The sequence below is a fragment of the Acetobacter sp. genome (assembly GCF_022483985.1).
In the GTDB taxonomy this organism is placed as follows: domain Bacteria; phylum Pseudomonadota; class Alphaproteobacteria; order Acetobacterales; family Acetobacteraceae; genus Acetobacter.
This window is the reverse complement of sequence record NZ_JAKVME010000001.1, coordinates 2412775-2433220: the sequence shown is the minus strand read 5'-3', so window position 1 is coordinate 2433220 and position 20446 is coordinate 2412775. Positions and strand designations below refer to the sequence as shown.

At 59.0% G+C, this 20446-nt stretch carries 16 protein-coding genes; 11 read left to right on the top strand and 5 right to left on the bottom strand.

The genetic code is table 11. From position 1 onward, the window contains the following. Window positions 1-128 precede the first annotated feature (128 nt). The 3 genes from LKE90_RS10770 to LKE90_RS10760 all read left to right on the top strand — a co-directional run bounded on the left by LKE90_RS10770 (window position 129) and on the right by LKE90_RS10760 (window position 5603). On the top strand, window positions 129-2366 hold the full coding sequence (locus tag LKE90_RS10770; RefSeq protein ID WP_291492309.1) for an ATP-binding protein: 2238 nt from the start codon (window positions 129-131) through the stop codon (window positions 2364-2366). Between the two features lie 183 nt (window positions 2367-2549). After that, window positions 2550-3074, top strand: a complete 525-nt coding sequence (locus tag LKE90_RS10765) for an adenine phosphoribosyltransferase (RefSeq protein ID WP_291492307.1) — start codon at window positions 2550-2552, stop codon at window positions 3072-3074. 327 nt (window positions 3075-3401) lie between these two features. Next, window positions 3402-5603: an FUSC family protein gene (locus LKE90_RS10760; RefSeq protein ID WP_434735031.1), complete on the top strand. Its 2202-nt coding sequence runs from the start codon at window positions 3402-3404 to the stop codon at window positions 5601-5603. 183 nt (window positions 5604-5786) lie between these two features. On the opposite strand, the gene LKE90_RS10755 is transcribed toward LKE90_RS10760, so the two are convergent. Beyond that, complete coding sequence (locus LKE90_RS10755; protein ID WP_291492390.1) at window positions 5787-6779, bottom strand: DMT family transporter; 993 nt, start codon at window positions 6777-6779, stop codon at window positions 5787-5789. Between the two features lie 90 nt (window positions 6780-6869). Between LKE90_RS10755 and LKE90_RS10750 the strand changes: the two genes are divergently transcribed. After that, window positions 6870-7352 (top strand): Lrp/AsnC family transcriptional regulator, encoded by a 483-nt coding sequence (locus LKE90_RS10750; protein ID WP_291492303.1) that lies wholly within the window; start codon window positions 6870-6872, stop codon window positions 7350-7352. 137 nt (window positions 7353-7489) lie between these two features. Here LKE90_RS10750 and leuB read toward each other — a convergent pair whose 3' ends face one another. Next, on the bottom strand, window positions 7490-8599 hold the full coding sequence (leuB, locus tag LKE90_RS10745; protein ID WP_291492301.1) for a 3-isopropylmalate dehydrogenase: 1110 nt from the start codon (window positions 8597-8599) through the stop codon (window positions 7490-7492). Between the two features lie 93 nt (window positions 8600-8692). On the opposite strand from leuB, the gene LKE90_RS10740 reads away from it, so the two are divergent. After that, the gene (locus tag LKE90_RS10740; RefSeq protein ID WP_291492299.1) at window positions 8693-9292 is read left to right on the top strand and encodes a DNA-3-methyladenine glycosylase I; all 600 of its coding nucleotides are present in this window, start codon (window positions 8693-8695) and stop codon (window positions 9290-9292) included. Between the two features lie 114 nt (window positions 9293-9406). Here the strand turns inward: LKE90_RS10740 and LKE90_RS10735 are convergent, their stop codons facing one another. Next, window positions 9407-9886 (bottom strand): aminoacyl-tRNA deacylase, encoded by a 480-nt coding sequence (locus tag LKE90_RS10735; protein ID WP_291492298.1) that lies wholly within the window; start codon window positions 9884-9886, stop codon window positions 9407-9409. Between the two features lie 636 nt (window positions 9887-10522). On the opposite strand from LKE90_RS10735, the gene LKE90_RS10730 reads away from it, so the two are divergent. The 3 genes from LKE90_RS10730 to LKE90_RS10720 all read left to right on the top strand — a co-directional run bounded on the left by LKE90_RS10730 (window position 10523) and on the right by LKE90_RS10720 (window position 14386). Continuing rightward, window positions 10523-11893 (top strand): carbohydrate porin, encoded by a 1371-nt coding sequence (locus LKE90_RS10730; protein WP_291492296.1) that lies wholly within the window; start codon window positions 10523-10525, stop codon window positions 11891-11893. A 127-nt stretch (window positions 11894-12020) separates the two neighbouring features. Beyond that, a complete protein-coding gene (locus tag LKE90_RS10725) occupies window positions 12021-13175 on the top strand; it encodes a hypothetical protein (RefSeq protein ID WP_291492294.1) in 1155 nt (384 codons plus the stop codon). 11 nt (window positions 13176-13186) lie between these two features. Then, window positions 13187-14386 carry a Dyp-type peroxidase gene (locus LKE90_RS10720; RefSeq protein WP_291492292.1) on the top strand — a complete coding sequence of 400 codons (1200 nt, stop codon included), beginning with the start codon at window positions 13187-13189 and terminating at the stop codon, window positions 14384-14386. Between the two features lie 501 nt (window positions 14387-14887). Here LKE90_RS10720 and typA read toward each other — a convergent pair. After that, window positions 14888-16711, bottom strand: coding sequence for a translational GTPase TypA (typA, locus tag LKE90_RS10715; protein ID WP_291492388.1), 1824 nt, complete (start codon window positions 16709-16711; stop codon window positions 14888-14890). Window positions 16712-16994: 283 nt separating this feature from the next. Then, window positions 16995-17918 (bottom strand): SMP-30/gluconolactonase/LRE family protein, encoded by a 924-nt coding sequence (locus LKE90_RS10710; protein ID WP_291492290.1) that lies wholly within the window; start codon window positions 17916-17918, stop codon window positions 16995-16997. Between the two features lie 166 nt (window positions 17919-18084). Here LKE90_RS10710 and LKE90_RS10705 point away from each other — a divergent pair, with 166 nt between their 5' ends. From LKE90_RS10705 to LKE90_RS10695, 3 genes are read left to right on the top strand one after another with little or no spacing between them, the layout of a single operon-like run. Then, on the top strand, window positions 18085-18324 hold the full coding sequence (locus LKE90_RS10705) for a FeoA family protein (protein WP_291492288.1): 240 nt from the start codon (window positions 18085-18087) through the stop codon (window positions 18322-18324). Window positions 18325-18327: 3 nt separating this feature from the next. Beyond that, a complete protein-coding gene (gene feoB, locus LKE90_RS10700) occupies window positions 18328-20190 on the top strand; it encodes a ferrous iron transport protein B (RefSeq protein ID WP_291492286.1) in 1863 nt (620 codons plus the stop codon). Continuing rightward, the gene (locus LKE90_RS10695) at window positions 20187-20420 is read left to right on the top strand and encodes a DUF6587 family protein (RefSeq protein WP_291492284.1); all 234 of its coding nucleotides are present in this window, start codon (window positions 20187-20189) and stop codon (window positions 20418-20420) included. The genes feoB and LKE90_RS10695 overlap by 4 nt, the downstream gene beginning before the upstream one ends. Window positions 20421-20446 lie beyond the last annotated feature (26 nt).

The window sequence follows — 20446 nt, the reverse complement described above, 5'->3', positions numbered from 1 at the left end:
AGGCGAAAGCGGCGTGGTGGAAGAGTGAAACTGTGCGTTTTCTGCATCATCTGTATAAACAGTGTCTTGACGCATGGCGCGATGTCGCAGTGCTATGCTGCACGCGCCAACATCTGACGGAATAAAAGATGGCTCGCCATCCTGCCAAACGGGCCCATGTGCTTGCGCTTCTGGGCGCCGCGCTGCTGATCGTGACCTTCGGAACTCTGGCCATGCAGCTGGGTAATGAAATGGCGCGGCATGGTCAGATGGACCGTCAGAGCGCCAGCGCCGACCAGATTCTCCGCTCGCTGGACCGGGAGGTGGAACAGGCCCGCATCTGCCGTTTCGCATGGCTTGCCACACAGGATGAAAAGCAGCGGCAGTGCTTTCACGATGCGTTGGTCCAGATCAATGTCATCAGGGATGATTTTCCGTCCGTGGAGCAGGTGCAGGAACGCCTGAACCGCATTCGTCCGGCCAGCCTTGATCAGCTCAAAACGTCTCTGGACATGATCGCAACCTGGCAGGCGTCTGATGACGACGTCGTGAATCGTCCGGAAACCGACGCCACGCTGTCAGGGATCGACGAGGCGCTCATCAGTCTGAGCAGTGTCGATACGGCGCGGCGGGAAGGGCGGCTTGCCGACATGCTCCGTAATACGAGCTGGCAGAAACGGCTCGATGCGCTCGGGATCATCATCGGCGTGCTGATCATGGTGACGGCCGGATGGATTCTGGACCGGACATCCCTCGCCGCCGCACGCGCCGAGGCGCGGAGTCGTAACCTCGCCCTTCAGCTCAGGGCCGTACTGGACAGTCTGGCCATCGGCGTCGCTGTTTTCGGCACGGACGGCCAGCTCCGGCACTGGAATGACAGGCTCGGTTCGATACTCGGTCTCGATGAGGGTTTTCTGCGTCAGGGCCTGTCATATGGAGATCTCAGCGCCGCTCTCGTTGTGGATGGGCAGCCGCTTCTCGAACCTTTTACCCATGTTGAGCGCGCCTTTCATCGGGGCGAATCCGCTCCGCCCGTGATGGTCGAGTGCAAGGGCGTCAACGGCGCGGATCTTGAACTCTGCCGGACCCTGTTCTTCGCCTCCGATGATGGCCTGCACGCGGAGGACCGTCGTGGGTTCGTGCTGACGGCCAACGACATCACGCTTCGCCTGCGGAGTGAGCGCGCTCTGGGTGAATCGCAGAAGCTGCGCGCTGTTGGGCAGTTGACGGCCGGGATCGCGCATGATTTCAAAAATCTTCTGACGGTCATTCTGGGCAATATCGAACTCGCCACGGAAGCCGGGCAGGTGTCTGACGGTGAGCGACGCCAGCACTGTCTGGACGCTGCGGCCCATGCGGCCCGGCGGTCGGAGGCGCTGACGGGGCAGCTCCTGTCTTTTACCCGCCGGGACAGACCTGCCGCCGACACTGTCGCGCTTGCCGACATCTTCGCCCTGACCAACGGTCTTCTCGCCCGGGTCATCGGCACGCGCATCACGGTCGAGTGTGGAAGCGCCCGGGACATATGGCATGTGCAGGTCAATCCGGCCCAGCTTGAAAGTGCGCTGCTTAATCTCGCCATCAATGCCCGTGACGCCATGCCCGGTGGCGGCCAGATCAGCATCAGCGCCAGCAATGCGTCCTACCCCACGGCAGTTGACCTGCTGACGCTGCCCGTCGAGGCGAATCGTGGCCTGCGGGTGTCATCCGAGCCGACGCCGCTGCCTGCCGGCGCCTGGGTGCGCGTCGATGTCATCGATAATGGCTGCGGCATGGGACCGGAAGTGCTCCAACAGCTTTTTGAGCCTTTCTTCACCACGAAGAGCGATGGCGAAGGCACAGGGCTGGGCATGGCCATGGTGGTTGATTTCTGCCAGCAGGCCGGAGGGCGGGTTGTCGTGGCCTCTTCGCCGGGGCAGGGAACCTGCGTGTCCCTCTGGCTGCCGCGCGCCCTGACCGAAGCCGTGCGGGTCAGGCCCGATTACACGCCGGCTCCCGCCAGAACTGATCTCCGCGCTCTGGTGGTGGAGGATGATCCGGCCATTCGGGATATCGTCGCAACCATTCTGGGTCTTGATGGATATCGCGTGACGGAAGCGGCGGATGGAGAGGCCGCGTTCGATCTGGTTGTCGAAGCGGGTAATATTTATGATCTTCTGGTGACGGATATTCAGCTTCCGGGTCCGCTGGACGGGTTCCGGCTGGCCCGTCTGCTGCGCGAGCGCCTGCCGGAGCTTGGCATCGTCTGCATGTCCGGCGACTTCACGCTTGACGGTCCGCGTCCGGCTGCTGCCCTGCCCATCGTTCAGCTTCTGCCGAAACCCTTCCGGCGCGAGGGGTTTCTCAGGACCGTGGCTGCGGCCATGCAGGAACGCATCTCGGCGTGATGCGCTTCACAAAATGACTCCGGCCCTGTCGCGGGTATGTGGGGCGCTGCAAACAGGCCGTGTCACCTTGCGACCCGTGTGCTCACGGGGTAGTGTCCGCCCCGTTTTGTCCGAAGACGCGTCAAGCCTCTGGCGCTCCCCTGTCTGAAGACGTCCTCCCGTCAACTCGCATCGGGCCGCTCCATGAACGACATCGACCTCAAGCAGTATATCGAAAGCATTCCGGATTTTCCCAAACCCGGTATCCTCTTCTATGATATCGGCTCACTGATGCGGAATGCCGACGCCTGGCAGATGGCGACAGCCCGTATGGCGCACGCGGTCGCCCCCTGGCAGCCGGACCAACTGGCCGCCATCGAATCCCGAGGTTTCCTCACGGCGGCGCCTCTGGCCACGCGTCTGGGAGCGGGCATCGTCATGCTCCGCAAGCCGGGCAAGCTGCCGGGCGAGACAATCTCTCACAGCTATGATCTGGAATACGGCTCCGATACGCTGCACATCCAGAAGGGCGCCATCAAGCCCGGCCAGCGCGTGGTCGTGACCGATGACATGCTGGCGACAGGCGGCACGCTCGCCGCATCCATCGCCCTGCTGCGCAAGGCTGGAGCCAACGTGGTCGGCGCTTCCGTGATGATGGAGCTGACGGCGCTGCGTGGGCGTGAAAAGATCGACGTGCCGGTGCACTCACTTCTCTCCTACGAAGACTGATTCATCACTGACGGGCGTGGGCAATGTTCCCCCATGCCTGCGCAGAGACACGGAGAATGGTTTTCCTCTGACGCGTCGGTAAAAGACGTCTTCGAGCGAGTGGAAAACCTGTCTTTCCTCTCCAAAGCCCAATAGTCCCCAAGTATTCCCTGTGTTCCATGCGGCCATGTGCATGTCGCGCCCCTGCTTGCGGGAAATTGAGTTATTCATCCTGCGGATACGTGCTTGTAAGCATGCTGGTGTAAGCGGTCACAATGACTGCCGGTCTGGATGATAACGTGGGGTGTGGGCATGAATGATGGGACGATTCCCGGACAGCATCCCTTCATGGCCCGGATATGCTCCCTTCTGACCGGCTTTGCGTCCAGTGGCCCCGGCTCATGGATCGCTCGCCAGAAATGGCTTTATGCTCCCAGCCTGCTGAATTTCGGCTATGCCTTCCGCACCACCATCGCCTCGCTGATCGCGCTCGGCATCGCCCTGTGGTGGGAACTTGGCAGCCCGCAATGGGCGCCGCTCACCGTGTGGATGATCGCACAGGGCTCTCGCGGCAAGTCTCTGGCCAAGGCCCGCTGGCACATGTTCGGCATGATTGTCGGAACGGCGGTCGCCATCGCGCTGGTCGCCGCAGCACCCCAGCAGCCGCTTCTTTTCATTCTGCTCCTCTCCGGCGCCATAGGGATGTTGTGCTTCGTCGGGACGCTGCTCCCCGGTCCGGCCTCCATGGCCAACTACCGGATGCACGGCATGAGGGCGAGCGGCTTCACCCTTTCGATCATCTCGCTGGACGGAATTGCCGACCCCAACCATATCTTCGATATCTCCATGGCCCGCGCGACCTACATCACGCTGGGCATTGTCTGCGAAACGGTCATTTCATCCCTCTTCCAGTTCAGGCTGACCCAGCGCGCCCGGAACCGGCTGGTCGACAATTACGTGGCGGCGATCAGGCCAACGACAAAAACACTCGGCGCGCTGCTTGACGGCGACCGCAACGCGCTCCGCACGTCAGCCGAAATGATGGCGACGCTGGCTGGACTGGGTGACCAGATCGAGTTCGCCGAGATCGAGATGGGGAAGCATGGGCGTGAAGGGGATCATGCGCGAGCGGCTCTGTCAGGTGTCGCGGCCCTGTTCTCTCGTGGTCTGGAACTGGCGGCGCTGATGGCCGACCCCGCATCCTGTGGCGCGCGCTGGGAAAGGCTGGCCTCTGACAGCCGCTCCTTTCTGCTGTCTCTGCCCGATCGTCTGACCGACCCCGCCGAATTCGGCTCCGTCATGACCGAACTGGGCAACCTGCGCTCTACAAGCCGTGTGGAGGCCGCCAACTGTCTGGCGCGCGAGATGGAGATGGTCACGCACCCTCCCGTCAACGTGGTGGCTGAAACCGTTGTGACGCGGGAAGGGCAGGCCGTTCACGTTCTCGGCGACATGCTCGACGAACTGGCGACCTCGCTCCAGCAGTTCGATGCCAGCCGCAATCCGGTCGCCCATGACCACTTCCATTATCCGATCGAGACATGGCGTGACTGGCGTCAGGCGACCGGCAACAGCCTGCGCGCCAGCGTCTCCATGTTTGTGGCCGGAGTGATCTGGATCGCCACGGCATGGCCGCAGGGGCTGTTTTTCCTGATGTTCGTCGGGATCATCAACGCGCTCTTCTCGACACTTGAAACGCCAGCCGTCGCCACACGCGCCTTCCTGCACGGAACCGTCGTGGTGACAGCCGTCGCCGCGTTCATGGTGATGCTCGTCATGCCTGCCATCTCGACCTACGAGATGATGGCGATGTGCTTTATTCCCGTCATGATGGTCGGTGGGCTGGCTTTCTCGAATCCCGCCACCATTCTGGGAGCTGTGGCCTATAATCTGTTTCTCACCATTCTGGTCAGTCCGTTCAATGACGAGCGGATGATGGACGAGATCACCTTTTTCAACACCGCCATGCCGCTCTTCCTGACCATGGCGTTCTGCATGTGGATGTATCGCGTCTTCCTGCCGCTTGATCCGGACGGTGTGCGCTGGAGCATGCGCGAGCAGATTCTTCAGATGCTGCGGGGACTTGCGCGACGTCCCTCTCCGATGCGTCCACATGACGTGATCGGCGTCAGCATCGAACGGATGGTCAGGCTGCTCAACACGGTTGGTGGGCGGCGCGGCCCCGTGGTGGATGCGTATCTACAGGGCGTCCTGTCGGGCATGACCGTGGGACTTGCGATCCTGAGCCTGCGGGAGGTGCTGGCCCGGGGGAAACTGCCGACAATGGCGTCACGCGACGTAAGGGACATGCTGGCGCGCATGGCGCAGTTTACGGGGCGTTACGGCGGTCATTATGGCCGGACGGAGCATGCGACCAATGCGGCGGTCGCGGCGCTGGTGCGACTGGAGCAGGGAGAAACCAACCTGTCCCAACGCGTGGAGATTCTGCGAGCGCTGGCGAACCTGCGTGTCATTGCGGCGGAGCTTCACGAGAATCGGTTGTTCTTTGATGCGTCAAGCCCGTATCTGGATCCTGTATTTTCTTCTTGATCTGTTTTGAGTCGAGATGGAGGGAGCGGGCAAGCAAGCAGAATGCCCATGCATACCTTCAACTTTCACTCTGCCTCTCAATTTTCATGCCGGTTCTCGTGCTTCCAGAAAAAATTGGTATCCGTGATCATTTCCCTGTAAACATAGATTTTATGAAATCATAAAAAATAACTGTTACAGATTTCAGCCTGTGTTTTCTGCTGAACTTGCAGTGTAGCTCCTGATTTTCACAGTCTGCTTCTGATGAGGTGAGATGCATGTCAGCACACTGAAAACAATGAAGACAAAAGCTGCTACTTCAAGAGGGTAAGGCCATTTCTGCTCCCAAAGAAAACCATAAATCAGAGCAAAAAATGTTTCGAACAGGATCATCTGCCCTGTCATGGTCAAAGGCAAAAGGCGGCTCATCCGGTTCCATAAGGCATTGCCAAAAATGGAAGCGATGATTGCCACTCCTAATGAAATAATGCCGAATTTTATCCATTCATCCAGTCTGTGCTGTAAATGATCGTAAACAAGAGCGGCAGGAGTTAATAAAACAGCCTGTAACCCGGTCATCAATCCCATAAGAAGGTTCCAGTCATGAATGGAAATCGTATGCAGGCGCAACAGACAGCGGCTATTTTCAACAGCATAGAATGTCCATGCAGCAAGAGCCGCAATAGCGCATGAGAGCCCTTCCATTGACTGGGTTGAAGCGTCTGGAGATGCAATTGCCTGCCATCCGATACAGATAGTGCCCGCAATACACAGCATAAGTGATGGTAGTAGAGCAGAAAGACCGACCGCCCCTTTGTCACGACTGCCGATAACTGTGATGGTAACAGGAAGAAAACCGATTATCAGTGATGTCAGTGCTATCCCTCCTTTCTGCACGGCCATGGAAAGCAGGATGTAGTACAGTATGTTCCCAAACAGGGAGAGCCGGAAAAGTGCGTATAAATCCTGTTTTCTGATGTTGAAGCGCAAGTTTTTCCAGCGAGGTATAATCATGATGCTGGCGATTGCGCCATATGCCAGATACCGTCCCGCTGATAGTTGGAGGGGTGTGAAATCCTGAACAAGTTTTGGCGCCAGAAAAATCAGACCCCATAAAGCTCCCGCACCTGTTCCATACAGAATACCTGCTGGAATATTATGGCCAACTCCTGCCTGCGTTCCTGCTTCCTTATTCATCACGATGCTTCTCCTTGCAGAGAGGCATATCATCGTAGATGTGATTTATGTGCTCTTGATTTGCCGTCTGAATGCAACAAAAACTCACCTATGAGCAAAAAACCTTTTCCGCGTCTTCTGGATGAATTTGACAGAGCCATTCTGCGTATTGTCCAGAAGGATAACAGGATGCCGCAGAGACAGATTGCTGAACGGGTCAATCTGTCAGCGGCAGCCGTGCAGAGACGGATTGCCGCTATGGAAAAGGCCAAGATCATAATCGGAAATTCTGCTGTCGTGGATGTGCATGCGGTTGCGATGAATATTACGGCAATGGTCGAGGTTTATTTGAAAGACGAACGGATAGACACAGTTGATAATGCAAAGAAGCTGTTTCGTTCTGCGCCGGAAGTTCAGCAGTGTTATTACGTCACGGGTGGGATTAGTTTTATTCTGATCATTGTTACGTCAGATATGATTGCCTATGAAGAGATAACGCGTCGCCTTTTTGCACAGAATGATTCTGTAGGCAGCTATCGCTCCCTGATAGCCCTTGATCGAGTGAAATCAGGTTGTGAAGTAATTATTCATTGATGTCAGTTTTGAAAATGCTGGCAATTTTTTTGAATAGCAGTAGGAAAACGGAAATACAAACACGAAAAAGATAGTGGATTTTCACGAAAAACGAGCTGGTTTCAGAAAATCTTTACTGAAACCAGCTCACACACTCATCAGTCAGTCAGCTTGTCCAGCTCGCGGACAATCGCCTCACCCATGACATCGGTGCCGACGCGGGCCTTGCCTTCGCTCATGATATCGGCAGTCCGCAGACCTGTCGCCAGCACGGCGGAGACCGCGTTCTCGATCATTGTGGCTTCGGCTTCAAGATCGAACGAGTAGCGCAGCATCATGGCCAGCGAGAGGATCTGCGCGATCGGATTGGCGATGCCCTTGCCAGCGATATCCGGCGCGCTGCCGTGGATCGGCTCATAGAGCGCGGGCATGCGTCCGTCACCTGTTTTCGCGCCGAGCGTGGCGGATGGCAGCATGCCGAGACTGCCGGTCAGCATGGACGCCAGATCGGACAGGATATCGCCAAACAGGTTGCCGGTCACAATCACATCGAACTGACGCGGATTGCGGACGAGTTGCATTGCGCAGTTGTCGGCCAGCATGTGCGTCAGCGTCACGTCCGGATACTCGCGGGCATGGAGGTCGGTGATGACCTCTTTCCACAGCAGGCCGCTTTCCATGACATTGTGCTTCTCGACGGAGCAGACGCTGTTCTGGCGCTTGCGGGCCATCTCGAACGCCACACGACCGACGCGCTCGATCTCGTGCGTCGCGTAGACTTCCGTGTTGATGCCGCGTTTCTCGCCGTTGGGCAGTGTTTCGATGCCGCGGGGATCGCCGAAATAGATGCCGCCCGTGCTCTCACGGACGATCATGATGTCGAGGCCCTGCACGACGTCCGGTTTGAGCGTGGAGGCGTCCACCAGCGCGTCGAACACCTTGGCCGGACGCAGGTTGGCGAACAGGCCCAGTTCCTGACGCAGCTTGAGAATCGCCAGTTCCGGACGTTTGTCGAAGCCGACGCTGTTCCACTTCGGGTCGCCGACGGAGCCGAACAGAACGGCGTCAGCCTCGCGCGCCTTCTGGATGACTTCCTCGCGGATCGGCGTACCGTATTCGGCCAGCGACGCGCCACCGACAAGGTCTTCGGAGACGTCGAACGTGATGCCGCGCTTGCGGCTGAGCCATGCGGTGACGCGCGCGACTTCGCGCATGACTTCGGGGCCGATGCCGTCGCCCGGCAGGATCAGCAGTTTCCTGGCACTCATGACAATCTCCGGTGTCCTGTTATGTCAGGCGTGCTTATCAGCGGGACGATCCTGTTTCAATGTAAGGCGGATCGAACAGGGCGAGAGACTCCGATGCAGACGGTTGCGGGACGGGATGGACAGCCGCGCTGCGCGTGGTGCGCGGCGACGGACCAGTACGAGGCTTATCATGACCATGAGTGGGGATTTCCCGTCTCCGATGACCGGCGTCTGTTTGAAAAACTCTGTCTGGAAGGCTTTCAGGCCGGTCTGAGCTGGCGAACCATTCTGGCCAAGCGGGAGGCGTTCCGGGCCGCTTTTGCGGGGTTTGATCCCCAGCTCGTCGCACGTTTTGGGGAAGCCGACGTGCAACGGCTTCTGGCGGATGCCGGGATCGTGCGGCATCGCGGGAAGATCGAGGCGGCGATCAACAACGCCCAGCGGATGCTGGAGCTTGTGGCGCGGGAGGGATCTCTGGCGGCCTATGTCTGGGGCTTTGAGCCTGAACGGCTGGCGGCTCCGGAGGTGGTGTCGGAGACAGCGGCATCCCGGGCTCTGTCAAAGGATCTGAAAAAGCGCGGCTGGAAGTTCGTCGGCCCGACGACGATGTATGCCTTCATGCAGGCCATGGGGCTGGTCAACGATCACGCGCCGGGCTGTGTGACTCGGGAGAAGGTGGACGCGGCGCGAGCTGTGTTCAAGGTGCCGAAGTAGGTCATAAAAGCAGAAGTTTTTGGGTGTCACCTTTTTTCAAAAAGGCGAACTCTTCTGAAGCTTTTTGGAAAAAGCTTCACCAAAAACTTTCTTGGGTTTGATTGTCGTGGCTTTTTACTCCGCCGCCACATCTGCGACCTTGGCATCGGACAGCTTTACCGCATCGGCTGGCGCGATACGGACAACAAAACCCTGATCACCAGCGTTGATATAGACGTGATCCTGCTCCATTGCGTCCTGTGAGATGACAATGGGAATTTGTGTGGTCTGTCCAAACGGAGACGTGCCGCCCGACTGGTAACCGGTCAGGTCATGCGCCTTTTCCGGGCTCATCATACGGGCATTGCGCCCACCGAAAAGAGCGGCGACCTTCTTGAGATTGAGCTTCTGATGCGCGGGCGCGATCACGCAGGCGGGTTGATTCTTGTCGATCTCGACTACCAGCGTTTTCAGCACGCTGTCGGGGCTGGAACCGAGCGCTTCCGCCGCCTGCATCCCGATGGGACCGCCTTCCGGCGCGTATGTGTATTCATGCAGGCTGTAAGGTACATCCTGCCCGGCAAAGAAGGCGGTTGCGGCAGTCTCTTTCGTCACGTTCTGACTCCTGTTGAGGGGAGGGCAAGTGCTAAACAGGTCGACCGGCGTTTGCCTTGTTCAGGCTGTCATAGCTGAACTGGCCGCCGATGGCTTCAAGCCAGCCAGCTATGAAAATCGCTATAAATTCAAGAGGGAATTTATAGTAAAGTTTTTAAAAATTTTAAATGGCGGTGTGTCGCAAAGTAAAACTGTTGCCCAAAACTTTTACTCTGTGTTCATCTCACGACCACCAATAAACGCTTATGCCAACGGTTCTATGGAATGACTCTTATGGGATGTTGCTTGCATTCGCGAAGCACCACAGGCTCTTTTTTCCAATCATCCGATAATAAACGGTATTCATAATACTGCTTTTTGTGGTGCTTGGCATAGTCCAGAAAATCCCTATTCCAAAATTGGGTAGAAAAGATGTTGGGATTATTTAATTCGCATCTGTGTTGCAAAAGATGTCTGGTCTATATATGCGAATGACTCGCGTTTGTAATTCATCGCGTGGCAGGGGCAGAAAAAGTGATGTCGGGCTTGTGCAGGAAAAGAGTCAGTAAAGGAAAAGCATTACCCCTGATCTGTTACTTATGCGGTTTCGCGGCCGTCATCACAGAATCTGGGTCTGGAGCCCATGCGGTCGCGCCGATGGTCAATCTCGGCAATGCTGCGGCAGCCGGTGATGAATCCTCGAACGGAGTATTCGGCTTTCTGTCCAACTGGAAACGCAGCGCAAACCTGCTCGGTAATATGTGGGGGCTGAGATCGGAACTGGGAAAAGCCGGGGTCGTACTCGCTGTTCAGGAAACGTCCGAACTGTTCGGTAATCCGGTCGGCGGCATTCATCGTGGCGCCGCTTATAACGGACTGACCGTAGCGGTGCTTCAGATGAACACACAGCGCGCTTTTGGCTGGTACGGAGGCACCTTTCAGGTCAGCATGGAACAGGTCCATGGTCGCAGCCTCAGTCAGGACAATCTGGGCGTTTATCAGACGGTCAGCGGCATTGAGGCTGACCGTTCGACGCGGCTTTGGGAACTCTGGTTTGACCAGAAATTTCTTGAACAGCAGAAGCTTGATATCAAGATTGGCCAGCAGAGTCTGGATCAGGAGTGGATGGTCAGCAGCAATGCGCTGGTGTTCGCCAACACCATGTTCGGCTGGCCAATGGTCCCTTCCGCCGATCTGCCGGGAGGAGGACCAGCTTATCCGTTGTCCGCGCTCGGCGCACGCGCCAGGTACTGGATCACCACACCGCTCTATGTGCAGGCCGGTGTTTTCAGCGGCAGTCCCGCCTACAACGTTTCCGACGATGCGCAGAAAAGCAATCGGTCCGGCACCAGCTTCGTGCTCAATCGTGGCGTGATGGCGATACTGGAGCTTCAGTATGTCTATCCCGGTCTGGGCGCCATGGTTTCGCCGGATGAAGGTGAGCCGCTGTCCCGTGTCTATCGGCTTGGCGGATGGTACGATTCGGAACCTTTTGGTGATCAGTACTGGGATAGTTCGGGGACGCCCCTGGCGTCTCCGGACAGCAACGGTAATGCCCAGACCCATCGGGGGGCGTTCAGCTTCTATGCTGTCGCCGATCAGATGCTCTGGCGCAGCCGGATCGATCCGAACAGGACTTTCAACGTGTTTGGACGTGCTATGGGGACGCCTCAGTCCAGTCGCGTGCCCATCGATTTCAGCATGAACTTCGGCTTCACCTTCAAGGATCCGCTGCCTTATCGTCAGGACGACGTGCTGGGCCTTGCCATGGGTTACACACATGTCAGTCGTGCGCTGGCGAACTATGATCGCGCCATTCACAAATATACCGGGGCCTACAGTCCCGCTCAGGGTGGGGAGACGTATCTCGAACTGATGTACATGTGTCAGATGACGGGATGGCTGCAACTGGAGCCTGATTTCCAATACATCTTCAACCCTTCAGGCGGCGTGCCCAATCCATACCATCCTGACAGGCGGATCAGGGACGTCGCGGTTTTCGGCCTGCGCTCGAACATCGCCTTTTAGAGCATCATCTGAACGGACAGAAACGCCTGTCCGGGTAAAGAGAATCGCTCAAACAAACGGTTGGAGTAGTGTTCGTGAACTGGTGTGAACGGGCACAGCTCTCAATGTAATTTCCACGAGATACATCATGCGCCACATTCTTCCCGCTCTTGTTCTTTTCGGCCTGTCGGCAGTCAGCGGAGTTCAGTATGCCGCCGCCGCACCGAAAGGCTTTCTGGAAACCATCCACCGCCATTCGATGCTTGCGTCCACGAGCCCCGGGAATGGCGACCTCAATCCCTATGCCGTTTTCGTCGTTCCTCAGGACATGGGTGTCCTGAAAAAAGATGAGGTGATGGTCACAAATTTTAACAACATCACCAATCTTCAGGGAACCGGCACGACGATCGTTGTCTATTCTCCCGTGACGAAGACCGCGAGGCTGTTCGCCAGCGCTCCATCGAATCTTGCTGCGTGTCCGGGCGGGATCGGTTTTACGACCGCCCTGACGATTCTGAAATCGGGATGGGTCATCGTCGGCAGTACGCCGAGCAAGGACGGCACGACCGGGACTAAAGGTGATGGTTGCCTGCTGGTCTTTGACGCCAATGGCAAATTCGCCGATGCGTGGAAGGGACCGCTCATCACAGGGCCATGGGGCGATATTGCCAGTCTCGATAACGGCGATTCAGCCGTCCTGTTCATCTCGATGGTCGCTGCCGGGTTGCCTGCGCCAGATGTGCGCGATCCGGTGACCCACTATCCGCCGATCCTGCATAACGCGACCGTGTTGCGACTCAACCTGCGCATTCCATCCGGTCAGCCGCCCGTTCTTGAAAAACAGACTGTTGTCGCCAGCGGGTTTGCGGGTCGCGCCGACCGCGATAATTTTCTCTTTGGCCCGACCGGCCTCGCTCTCGACACAGACGGCACGCTTTACGTGACGGATGGCTATGACGAGGAAGTCACCGCTATCGACGATGCAGTAAACCGGACGGAACCGGTCACGCGCCAGAATGACGCGGTGGGGCGGATCATTACCAAGGGTGGTCTGCTGAACTGGCCGCTGGCGATGATCTGGGCGCCCGGTCATCATCTTCTGGTCGCCAACGGGCGTAACGGGCAGGTCGTCGAAATCGACCCCGATGCGAAAAAACAGATCTATGCGCAGTGGGTGGACAGTGATCAGGCCCAGCAGCCGCCGGGCAACGGAGATCTCTTCGGTCTGGCCATGACGCCCGACAATAAAGGATTTTATTATGTCGAGGATGATATGAACACTCTCAATCTCAGCGCACCCTGAGGCTACCGGTCATGGATTTCATTCTCTCTCGCCGTGCCGCTCTCGGTTCGCTGGCGGGCTGTGCGGGCTGGCATCTGGCTGGCTTGTCGTGCGCACGCGCGGCCTCGTCTCTTTTGCAGCATCAGCCGGGGATCGCGACGCCTCAGGAACCTTTCCTCTATTTTCTCACCTTCGACCTGACCGCAGAAAAACGGCAGGACGTTATCGACCTGATGCGCCGCTGGACCCGGGCCGCCGATGCGCTGATGGCAGGTAAGGTGCTTCCCGGCCTCATCGATCCGGAAGATGCCGAAGGACTGTCTGCAAAGGGGCTGACGCTGACCTTCGGCTTTGGTCCGGGCCTGTTCATCAGGGACGGCAAGGATCGTTATAATCTGGCGGCTCTCCGCCCCGCTCCTCTGGCGGATTTGCCGCGGTTCAATGGCGATCAGCTCGTTGCGGCCCATACGGGCGGTGACCTCTGCGTCCAGAGTTGCGCCGGTGATCCGCAGACGGCCTTTCATGCCGTGCGCATCCTTGCGTCGCTGGCCTATGGCGCCGCCACGCCACGCTGGGCTCAGACCGGCTTCATGCCGGATTTCGGCAAGAGGAAGACGCCGCGTAATCTGATGGGTTTCAAGGATGGGACGATCAATCCCGACATAAGCAATCCGAAGATCGCCGACCGCGTTCTATGGGCGGCGCCGGGTGATCTGCCCTGGATGCAGGGTGGAACCTATCTGGTCGCGCGGATCATCCGCATGGCGCTGGAGCACTGGGACCGCATGAAGGTCGCGTTTCAGGAAGAAACGATGGGGCGTCAGAAACAGAGTGGCGCGCCCATCGGCGGTCATGGCGAGTTTGAGCCGCTGACGCTGAAACAGACAGACAGGGATGGAAATCCTATTACCGCTCAGGGGGCCCATGCACGCCTTGCGGCACCGGAAGAGAACGATGGCGCCCAGATTCTCAGGCGCGCCTATGCCTATGATAACGGTCTGAGTTACGTCGCCGAGCGATGGCCGCCCTGGCGTCAGGGCAACGAGTTTGACGCCGGACTGATGTTCCTCGCCTATCAGCAGGATCCGCGAACCGGTTTTACGAAAATCTTCGAACGCATGTCGAAATTCGACATGATGAACCAGTTCACCACCCATGTTGGAGGTGGGCTCTTCGCATGTCCCGGACGTCTGACCGGAGGGTACGTCGGTCAAACTCTTCTGGAAGTCTGAAGCGATTGTCAGTCAGACGGGATGACGTCGCTGGTGTTAATAGTTCTACGGGGTAACTCTTATGCGGTCTCTGCCCGGACCCGACAGGGACCGCAGATTTGCGCCCCCAGATTTATTGATCAAAACAGTTTCCAAAGACGGCCTTGGGTGGGATTCTGGGTATCGCTTCCCAAATCCTTCCCGACAAAAAACAGGCAGAAACCTCGTGTTTCAGAGGCCCGTCTTCATCATTTCACGCAGAAAAGCAGATGGCACCCGTCTGCGGCGGCCTTCGGTATGCAGAGCTGTCCGAAGAATGATCGATTATATTTCGAGTGGACTGCGGGGCAGTCAGTATCAGGTGCACAGAAGCAGGGGAAAAATCCCGAATCAGTCCTGAATGCAGCATGACGTTCGGCTCCACGGTCATACAGGGAGAGGATTGATCTCCTCCTGTGGAGCGCTGAACGCTTGCGGGACCGGTCAACATTTCTGCCGTCCGGCCCCTGTAGTCGTCTTGTATCAGTCGTTCTTCTTGGAACGCTCGTTCTTCTTGCGCTCGTGCGGGTCGAGGTAGCGCTTGCGCAGACGCACGGCGGACGGGGTGACTTCCACCAGCTCGTCGTCCTCGATGTAGGCAATCGCCTGCTCAAGGCTCATCTTGCGCGGCGGAACCAGAAGCAGAGCCTCGTCCTTGCCAGCGGCGCGGATGTTGGTCAGCTTCTTTTCACGGACGGCGTTCACTTCGAGATCGTTCTCGCGAGAATGCTCACCGATGATCATGCCGACATAGACCTTCTCGCCAGCATTGACGAACAGCGTGCCACGGTCCTGAAGGGAGAACAGCGAATACTGTGTGGTCGCGCCGTCTTCAGACGAGATCAGCGAGCCGTTGCGGCGGCCTTCGATCGTGCCTGCATAGGGCTGATAACCCGCGAACAGACGGTTCATGATGCCCGTGCCGCGCGTGTCGGTCAGGAACTCGCCGTGATAGCCGATCAGGCCGCGCGACGGGATCAGGAACGTCAGACGCACCTTGTCGCCACCGGACGGACGCATGTCCTGCATCTGCCCCTTGCGGAGCGACATCTTCTCGACCACGACGCCTGAGTAAGGCTCGTCCACGTCGATCAGAACCTCTTCATAAGGCTCTTCACGCTCGCCGGTCTCTTCGTTGGTGTGGAACAGCACGCGGGGACGACCGATGGTCAGCTCGAAGCCTTCACGACGCATCGTCTCGATGAGCACGCCAAGCTGAAGTTCGCCACGACCGGCGACTTCGAACGCTTCGCTCTCGGGGCTTTCCGTCACGCGGATGGCGATGTTGCTTTCTGTTTCCTTGAACAGACGGTCACGGATCTGGCGCGATGTGACCTTCTTGCCTTCACGACCGCCCAGCGGGCCATCATTGATGCGGAAGGTCATGGACAGCGTCGGCGGATCGACCGGAATGGCCTTCAGGGCTTCAGTCACTTCCGGAGAAGCGATTGTTTCCGGAATCGTGGCCTCGGACAGACCGGCGACGGCGACGATGTCACCAGCCTCGACCTCTTCGACCGGCACGCGGTCAAGACCACGGAAGGAGAGCAGCTTGGTCAGACGGCCCGTCTCGACGACGCTGCCATCTTCACGCAGCACGCGGACCGGCATGTTGACGCGGGCGCGGCCCTGCTCGACGCGGCCCGTCAGCACGCGGCCGAGGAAGTTGTCGGACTCGAGGATGGTCGCGACCATCGCGAACGGCTTGTCCTTGTCCAGATTCGGGGATGGGACGTGGCGCAGTACGAGGTCGAACATCGGAGCCAGATCCTTGCGGGGCCCATCCAGTTCCTCGTCCGCCCAGCCTTGACGTCCGGAGGCGTACAGCATCGGGAAGTCGAGCTGCTCGTCATTCGCGCCGAGGGAGGCGAACAGATCGAAGATCTCGTTGTGGACCTCGTCCGGACGGGCGTCGCCGCGGTCGATCTTGTTCACGACGACAATCGGCTTCAGGCCACGGGCCAGAGCCTTGCCGACCACGAACTTGGTCTGCGGCAGCGCACCTTCGGCGGCGTCGACGAGCACGATCGCGCCGTCCACCATGCTCAGGATACGCTCGACCTCACCACCGAAGTCGGCGTGGCCCGGGGTGTCGATGATGTTGATGCGCGTGTCTTTCCAGACGACGGACGTGCACTTGGCGAGAATGGTGATGCCACGCTCGCGCTCAAGGTCGTTGCTGTCCATCGCACGCTCAGCAACCTGCTGATGTTCGTGGAACGAGCCGGACTGCTTGAGCAGTTCGTCAACAAGAGTGGTCTTGCCATGATCGACGTGTGCGATAATGGCGATGTTGCGAATATCCATCGTAAGGCGGACCTGATCTTTCTTTCCGTACATGCCCGCCGCTGACAGCACGAAGCGCGCAGCGGACACCTGTTAACGGCTGTCCATAGAGGGCGGCGGCGCGGATTGCACGCGAAACTTCGCGGTAAAGTGCGTCTTTGACGTGAAACTGGTGTGACCGGGCTGTCCCGGACACGGCCCGGTCACGGTTTTCTGCTCCGGTTATCATCTGGAGAGGAGGCTGTTTTCTGCTGGCGGTCTTCCGGCGGCCTCCCGCAATGCCGATGAAGCGTCTCCGCCGGTATTATCCGGGCAGCATCATGAGGCCCTGCGGCATGCCGGGCGTTTCGGTGCGCAGGCAGAACACGGCCCCGTTCAGTGGCTCCGCTTCAAGCTCGGCTGCCGACAGCCCTTTGCATGCCGTTGTGATGAACACGGTCCGCAGATCGTCGCCGCCGAAAGCCGCCTTGGTCACATTGGCGGCAGGCACGGGAATCGGTGCGAGCCGCTTTCCAGCGGAAGTAAAGCGTTCCAGCCTGTGACCTCCCCAGATACCGACCCACAATGTGCCGCCGCTGTCCATCGCCAGCCCGTCCGGCGCGCCGTTGCTGATCTCGGCGAAAATTCTCTGCCCGGCCAGAGCTCCGTTGAGAGTGACGTCGAAAGCGTAGATCACCCCTTGCGCCGAATCGCAGTGATAAAGGGTGCGGCCATCCGGGGACATGACGGGACCGTTGCTGACCGTGTAGCCGCTATGATGCCGACGCAGGGCAGTATCTCCGCCGTCCATGCTGTAGAGAGAGCCGATGGGGAGTTCTTCCTCGTCATCCATCGTGCCGAACCACAGCCGTCCGGACCTGTCGACATGACCGTCGTTCAGGCGCGTGCGGGAGTAGTTCTGTTCAACAGGCAGGAACGGGTGGATGCGTCCGGTCTCCGGGTCGAAGAGATACAGACCGTCCTCCATGCCGCAGATCAGGGCGCCGTCATGGGTCGGAACCAGAAAAGTCGGGCGGCGCTGCACATGCCAGCTTGAGCGCATTCCGTCGGATAGACGGTAGCGATGCAGGGCGCAGTTCAGGATATCGACGAAGTAGAAGGCGGATTCCGTTTCGCTCCAGACCGGTCCTTCCCCGAGTCTGGCCTGCAAACTCCAGACACTGACGGCTTCGTTTATGTTCGTTTCCGCAGCCTGAAAGACTCTGTCTACAGGAATGTATGTGGTCATCGGCACGCCTCCGGGGCGGTAACGGACGAAAACGGGAAAAGTTGCCATGCGATGATGCATGACCTGTCTGTTTTTCGTCTGCCGGATACTGAAGTGGACAGCGACACGAATAGGAAATAGGTATCATTCGCAATACGGCAACCAAACAGGCGGACAGGATCTGCGCATGCGCCTGGATGAACTTCCGGTCGGAATCGACGCTCTTATCGACCATATCGACCATCGCGGCGCAGACGATATCGTGGCGCAGCGGCTGGGCGAGCTTGGCTTCGTTCCGGGTGAACCGTTGCGTATTGTCGCCAGCGGCCCTTTCGGAGGCGATCCGCTGGCTGTGAAGATCGGGTTCACGCGCTTTGCTCTCCGGCGGTCGGAAGCGTCCCGGGTCATTTTGCGGGATGTTTCGTAAATCATGGACGTGCTGATCGAAACCCTTCCGCTGCGGGCGGCGCTGGTCGGTAACCCCAATTGCGGCAAGACCTCGCTGTTCAATCTGCTGACCGGCAGCCGTCAGAAAGTGGCGAATTACGCAGGCGTGACGGTGGAGCGCAAGGAAGGGCGTTTCACCACGCCCGGCGGCAGACCTGTGCGGCTGCTGGATCTGCCCGGCGCTTACAGTCTTGCCGCCACCAGCCCTGACGAAGCCGTCACCCGCGATGTCTGCGCCGGGCTCTACAGGGGCGAGCCTGCTCCCGAACTGCTGATCTGCGTGCTGGACGCGACCAATCTGCGCCTGCACCTGCGGTTCGCTCTCGAAGTCTGCCGTCTCGGACGCCCGACGGTCATCGTGCTCAACATGCTGGACGCCGCCCGCAAGCAGGGGCTGGAAATCGACCTGCCGCGCCTGTCGGCCGAGCTTGGTGCGCCTGTCGTAGGGGTTGTCGCGATCAGGAAAAGCGGCGCGTCTGATCTGCTTGCGCTTCTGGATAACCCGCCCCTGCATGCGCCGGTCATTCAGGCGGGTATTCACGAGGAGGTCCATGCCACGGTGCGGCGGCTTCTCACGGAATGCACATCCCGCCCGGCCATTGCTTCCGAGGCGCTGGAAGAGCGGCTCGACCGCTGGATTCTGCATCCCGTCTGGGGGTTGGTGATCCTGCTGGCCCTGATGTTCGTCATGTTTCAGGCGGTCTTTTCCTGGGCGCAGCCGGTCATGGACGCTGTTGACGCCGGTGTCACCGATTTTGGCGAGATGCTCCGCCAGCTTCTGCCGGAGGGGCTGATCCGCAGCCTGCTGGTGGATGGGATCATCGCCGGAGCTGGTACGGTGGTCGTGTTCCTGCCGCAGATTCTGATCCTGTTCCTCTGGATACTGATTCTGGAAGAGTCCGGCTATCTGCCGCGTGCCGCGTTCCTGCTGGACCGGATCATGGCGACAGCCGGTCTCTCGGGCCGGTCTTTCATACCGCTGCTATCCAGCTTCGCCTGCGCGGTTCCGGGCATCATGGCGACGCGCACGATCCAGAACCCGCGTGACCGCTTTGTCACCATCCTGCTGGCGCCGCTGATGACCTGCTCGGCCCGGCTGCCGGTCTATGCCCTGCTGATCGCGGCCTTCATTCCCCGTCATTCGATTGGCGGCGTGCTGAACCAGCAGGGTCTGGTGCTGTTCGCACTTTATATGGTGGCGATCCTCAGCGCGCTGGGCGTGGCGTGGGTCATGAAGCGGGGTGGGGCTCAGGAAGAGCATCCGCTGCTCATGGAACTGCCCGCCTATCGCTGGCCGAGCCTGCGCAATGTGGCGCTGGGACTCTGGCAGCGGGCCGTCATCTTTCTCTCGCGCGTCGGCAGCATTATCGTCACGCTCAGCGTGCTGCTCTGGGCGCTGTCGAGTTTTCCAGCCCCACCGGCTGGCGCGACCGGTCCCGCTATTGATTACAGTCTGGCTGGCTGGATCGGGCACATCATGCTGCCGGTCTTCGCGCCCCTCGGCTTCACCTGGCAGATCTGTGTGGCGCTGATTCCCGGACTGATGGCCCGCGAGGTCGCGGTGAGCGCACTGGCGACGGTCTATGCGGTTGGTGGCGTGGAAACGGATGCCGCTTCACAGTTGATCCCGATCCTGTCCAGACAATGGAGCCTTGCGACCGGGCTGTCGTTGATGGCATGGTATGTCTACGCGCCGCAGTGTTTCTCGACTCTGGCCGTCATCCGGCGCGAGACAGGCGGCTGGAAGGTCGTCTTCCAGACGGCCGGTTATCTGTTCGGTTTGGCCTATCTGGCGTCTTTCCTCACATGGAGGTTTGCGCTGGCGATGGGGTGGGGGCCGTCATGATTCAAAGCCTGATTATCGGACTGCTGGTTCTTGTCTGTGCTCTTTACTGGCTGGGACGCCTTGCGCCTTCCGTGACGCGGAGGTTGTGGAAAGGTGCGCAGTCCGTCCTGCGGGCGGTGCATGCGCCAGCCGTGCTCCAGACTGCTGTAGCCGGGCGGGCAGATGCTGGCTCCCGCGGCGGATGCGGAGGCTGCAAGGGGTGTGACAGCAAGGGTGGCGGCTGTCACTGAGAGCAGGGTCTACAGGTCGGATTGAG